The 4987-nt window shown below is 71.8% G+C and carries 6 protein-coding genes; 2 read left to right on the top strand and 4 right to left on the bottom strand.

The annotated features are described in order from the left end of the window. The 4 genes from AB0M20_RS26960 to AB0M20_RS26945 all read right to left on the bottom strand — a co-directional run. On the bottom strand, nt 1-1065 hold a 1065-nt coding region (locus AB0M20_RS26960; protein ID WP_364302820.1), incomplete at its 3' end, for a sigma-70 family RNA polymerase sigma factor. A gap of 2 nt (nt 1066-1067) precedes the next feature. Continuing rightward, nucleotides 1068-1415: a YciI family protein gene (locus AB0M20_RS26955; protein WP_364302818.1), complete on the bottom strand. Its 348-nt coding sequence runs from the start codon at nt 1413-1415 to the stop codon at nt 1068-1070. Nucleotides 1416-1490: 75 nt separating this feature from the next. Beyond that, a complete protein-coding gene (locus AB0M20_RS26950) occupies nt 1491-2165 on the bottom strand; it encodes a response regulator transcription factor (protein ID WP_364302816.1) in 675 nt (224 codons plus the stop codon). Further along, entirely contained in the window at nt 2162-3415 is a 1254-nt protein-coding gene (locus tag AB0M20_RS26945; RefSeq protein WP_364302814.1) for a sensor histidine kinase, read from the bottom strand. Before AB0M20_RS26945 ends, AB0M20_RS26950 begins: the two co-directional genes overlap by 4 nt. Before the next feature lie 178 nt (nt 3416-3593). Here AB0M20_RS26945 and AB0M20_RS26940 point away from each other — a divergent pair, with 178 nt between their 5' ends. Both AB0M20_RS26940 and AB0M20_RS26935 read left to right on the top strand, forming a co-directional pair. Further along, nucleotides 3594-4043: a DUF1707 domain-containing protein gene (locus tag AB0M20_RS26940; RefSeq protein WP_364302812.1), complete on the top strand. Its 450-nt coding sequence runs from the start codon at nt 3594-3596 to the stop codon at nt 4041-4043. 57 nt (nt 4044-4100) lie between these two features. Then, nucleotides 4101-4931 (top strand): metal-dependent hydrolase, encoded by an 831-nt coding sequence (locus AB0M20_RS26935; protein ID WP_364302810.1) that lies wholly within the window; start codon nt 4101-4103, stop codon nt 4929-4931. Nucleotides 4932-4987 lie beyond the last annotated feature (56 nt).

Here is a 4987-nt window from a genome sequence, read left to right as displayed (position 1 = left end):
TCCGCGTGTCGCGGAGAGCAGGTGATTTGCGGGTAACTCCGAGTCCAGGCCCTGAAGTAGTGCCCACGCCGCCTCCGGCGAGCCGGCCTCCGCGACGGCCACCGCGCGGTTGAGCCGGACGATCGGAGAGGGGGTGAGGATCTCGAGATCGGCGTAGAGCCGGGCTATTTTCGGCCAGTCCGGCGCCGCCGCGGTCGCGTGTTCCGCCGCGATCCACGCTTGCAGAGCGTATTCATTGGGCGTGCGCACAAAGTGAAGCAGATCGAGCGCCTGCGCGATCTCGTCGTGGTGCCAGCGGTCCCGATCCTGGTCCGGCAACAGCACCAGCGCGCCCTCGCCGTCGATCCGCGCATCCCGGCGCGAGTGCTGGAGGATCATCAGCGCAAGCAAGGCGATGATCCGCTCCTCCCCCGGCAGCAGCTCGCCGAGCACGTATCCCAGCCGGATCGCCTCCGACGCCAGGCGGTCGCGGACCAGTGAGGAGCCCTCGGTCGCCCGGTACCCCTCGGTGAAGAGCAGATAGACGACCTTGAGCAGGACATCGATCCGCTCCGGGAGGTCGGCCGCGGACGGTTCGCGCAGCGGGATGCCGGCGAGCGCCATCTTGCGCTTGGCCCGGGTCAGCCGGGCCGCCATGGTCGACTCGGAGACCAGGAAGAGCCGGGCGATCTCGGCGGTGGTGAGGCCGCCGACGAAGCGCAGCATCATCGCCGCCCGGCCCTCGGGCGCCAGCGCGGGGTGACAGCAGGCGAACAGCATCCGCAGCCGCTCGTCGGTGATCTCGTCGAGATCGGGCTCACCGGGCCGATCGTCGGTGATCAGCAGCGGCAACCGGTCGCGGTCGCGGGTCTCCCGCCGCAGCCGGTCGAGCGCGCGCCGGTGGGCGGCGGTCATCAGCCAGGCCGCCGGGTTGGCCGGCACCCCGTCCGCCGGCCAGGACCGGGCCGCCGCGACGAAGGCGTCCTGCAGGCTGTCCTCGGCGACGTCGAAGCGACGCAGCCGGGTGACGAGGAGGGCGAGCAGGCGCGCCCAATGATCGCGGTACGCCTGCTCCACCACATCCATGATCATCCGCGCGCCGGCACGATCGGGCGTATCTCGACGATCCCCTCGGGCAGTGCCTTGGCCAGCGAGATCGCGTCGTCCAGGTCGGCCGCCTCCACCAGGTAGAACCCGCCGAGCTGCTCGGCCGCCTCGGCGAACGGACCGTCCGTGACCGTGACGTCACCACCAGTGTCACGGACGGTGGTCGCCGCGGACGAGGCGTACTCGAGCTCCGCCCCGCCGCGCATCGCGTCCCGCTGCTGGAGCAACTGCATGAACCTCTGGTGCCGGACGTGGTTCTCCGCCATCTCGGCGTCGGTCCGGGACTGCCAGCGCTTCTCGTCGCCATAGATCAGAAGTGCATATTGCATGGTCGTGGTCCCTTCGTTTCGATCACTTCGGGAGCATGACGCCGGCGGGATCGCGAAATCGACAACTCGCGGAAATCAATTCAGCCAGCCGGGGCGGATCAGACCCGCCTCGTACGCGTACACGACCAGTTGCGCGCGATCCCGCGCACCCAGCTTGACCATCGCCCGGCTGACATGCGTCTTCGCCGTCGCCGGGCTGATCACCAGCCGGGCCGCGATCTCGTCGTTGGACAACCCCTCGCCGACCAGCACCATCACCTCGCGCTCCCGGTCGGTCAGCTGGGCCAGCTCGGCCGGCGGCACACCGGCGTGCACCCGGCCGCCCGGCGTCGCGAACTCACCGATCACCCGCCGGGTCACGCTCGGCGAGAGCAGCGCATCCCCGGCCGCCACCGCCCGCACGCCCCGCAGCAGCTCGACCGGCTCGGTGTCCTTGACCAGGAAGCCGGACGCGCCGGTGCGCAGCGCCTCGAACACGTACTCGTCCAGCTCGAAGGTCGTCAGGATGACCACCCTCGTCCCGGACAGCGCGGGGTCGGCGGCGATCCGGCGGGTCGCCTCGAGGCCGTCCACGCCGGGCATCCGGATGTCCATCAGCACGACGTCGGGTGTGGTCAGCTGCGCCAGCCGCACCGCCTCGACCCCGTCCGCGGCCTCACCGACCACCTCGATGTCCGGCTCGGCGTTGAGCAGCGCGCGAAAGCCGGCCCGGACCAGGGCCTGGTCGTCGGCGAGCAGCACAGTGATCACTTCGCGTCCCCCGAGGTCGGCAGTGAGGCGGTGACCAGGAAGCCGCCTCCGGGCAGTGGTCCCGCCTGCAGGCTCCCGCCCAGCGTTTCGGCGCGGGCCCGCATGCCGGTGATCCCGCTGCCGTCACCCATCTCGGGCGCAAGGCCGTCGTTGCGGACCGACAGATCCAGCGAACCCGGCGAGAAGGACACGGTCACCTCGGCCTTGGCGTCCGCGGCGGCGTGCTTGCGCACGTTGGTCAGGGCTTCCTGCACGATCCGGTACGCGGCCCGGTCCACCTCGGCGGGCAGCGGCCGCGACGCCCCCGAGATGGTCGTGGTCACCGGCAGCCCGGCGCTTTCGGTCAGCTCGTCGAGCCGGTCCAGGCCCAGAGCCGGCTGCCGGGGCGCGACCTCCTCCTCCGGGCGCAGCACCCCCAGCACCGCCCGCACCTCACGCAGTGCCTCGGAGCTCGCCGTCTTGATCGCGGTGAGCGCCTCCCGCGCCTGCTCCGGCCGGTTGTCCATCAGGTGCAGCCCGACGCCCGCCTGCACGTTGATCAGCGACAGGTGGTGCCCGAGCACGTCGTGCAGCTCCCGGGCCATCCGCAGTCGCTCCTCGGAGGCCTGCCGACGCTCCTGCTCCTCCTTGGCCTTCGCACGTTCCGCGCGGGTCTTCATCGCCTCGGCCATGTGCTCGGCCTGCGCCTTGGCGGCGCGGCCGAGGAACATCGTCACCGCCAGCGTGCCGGCCAGCACCAGGAGCTCGCGCAGGCCGGGTTGCGCTCCGGCGTTCACCTCGAGGCGGTCGGCGAGCACGACCGTCAGCAGCGGGTACGCGACATAGCCGGCCGCCACCACCCCGAGGGCGGCGCGCGCCCGGCCCTTCTTGACCGCCCCGAAGAGGGCGACGATCGGGGCGACCATGAACATCCAGCGCGGCGCGGCAAGGGTGGCGAACGCGAGCGACGCAGCGGTCGCGACGACCAGGACGGGGATCGGGGCGCGGCGCCGCCAGCACAACGCCAGCGGCCCGGCCAGCAGCAGCGCGTAGACGAGGACGTCCATCCGGTGGTAGAGGAGACCGTCGGCGGCCGCGTCCCGGGCGCCGAAGACATGGAACAGCCCGGCGCCGATCGCCGCGCCGATCGGAGGGCCTCCCCCGTGCGGGCGGCGATCGCGCCAATGCGCTGATTGCCATTGCCCTGATTGCCCTGATTGCCCCGGCGAAGAATGCCAGGCCGCCTCGTCCACATACCGAACGTACGGCACGCCGCGACCGCCGGGCATCACCATGGCGACGCGGTGACGCGTACTCCCCTGGGGGTATGTCGTTGATCTTGAATAGGCCGCCGGGAGTAGTGCGGGCGCGGCGCCTGCTCCGATCGGAGCGATCGAGTTGCGTCCGCGGGCCGACGCGGCGGACGGCCATCTTCGCGACCCTTGAGCCATGACTACCGACGCCACCCGTTCCGGGCCGCACCGGATCCGCACGTCCGACAGCGAGCGCGAGCAGGTCGCGACCATCCTGCGCGCCGCGATGACCGAGGGCCGGCTCAACCTCGCGGAGGGCGAGGAGCGGCTGGCCGCCTGCTACGGCACCACCTACCGCGACGAGCTGCTGCCGCTCACCGCCGACCTGCCCGACAACGGCCGCCGTGCGCTGGCCGACACGCCGCAGGCGGTCGCCGCGACACGCCGGGAACGCCGCTCGGCGGGCGGATTCCTGATCTTCGTGACGGCGCTGCTGACCGGCCTCTGGCTGCTCTCCGGGGCACACTTCTTCTGGCCGATCTTCCCGCTGTTCTTCCTGTTCATGGCGTTCGCGCGGCACCGCGGCCCCCGGCACCACCACTATCACCACCGGCGGCAGGACGTCGCACCGTGGAACGCGCCGTAGTCCCCTTCGGACAGTCGGGTCTTTGATCGCCTGGCGTCGCTCTGCGACGCTGGCGCCATGATGGGTCCGTCACACGCACTGTCGGGCGCGTCGGTCTGGCTCGCGGGGAGCTGGGCCTTGGATCACTTCGCGGGGTACGAGCAGAGCCCGCTAGCGGTGACCATCGGTGCGACGGTGTGCGCGGGCGCGGCCCTGCTGCCCGATCTCGACCTGTCCGGCAAGGTCACCCGCAACGAGGGCGGCGCGACGGTGGCCCGGACCTTCGGGGTGTTCTCGCTGTTCATCGCCGAGGTGATCGAGAAGGTGTCACTGGGCATCTACTCGGTCACCCGGCTGCCCCGGGACCCGCGCCGCACCAACGGACACCGGACCTTCACCCACACGCTGGTGTTCGCCGGCCTGGTCGGCTGGGGCACGACGACGCTCTGCGCCGCGTACGGGAAGTGGGCGGTCCTCGGGGTCCTGTTCTTCATGGCCGGGCTGGCGTTGCGCGGTCTGTTCGACCGGTGGGCGGAGCGGGCCGGATGGCTGATCGTGACCTTGACGGCGGGCGGGGTGGCGGCCCTGGCGGCCTCGCACCTGCCGGCCGATCGGGGCTTCCCGCTGCTGGGCACGGCGGTGGGCGTCGGGTGCGTGGTGCATCTGTTCGGCGACATGATCACCCGGAGCGGGGTGCCGCTGCTGTGGCCGGTCCCGATGGGCCGGCGCATGTGGCGGATGATCGGCGTACCCGACGGCATCGCGGTGCGGGCCGGCGGTCCGGGCGAGATCTTCGTGCTGCGCGGCCTCTTCACGGTGATCGCCTTGCTGGCGGTCCTGGCCATGTTCGCCCCGGGCCTGATCCCGGCCTTGGACCTCTCCACCCGCGCCGCGGCCACCTCCCCTTGACCCACCCGGCGCCGCCGCCGCAACGTTCCGTGGTGAGGAGCCCGGCCGGTCCGCTA

Source organism: Actinoplanes sp. NPDC051633 (genome assembly GCF_040681735.1).
GTDB lineage: Bacteria > Actinomycetota > Actinomycetes > Mycobacteriales > Micromonosporaceae > Actinoplanes.
This window is presented reverse-complemented; position numbering and strand designations above follow the sequence as displayed.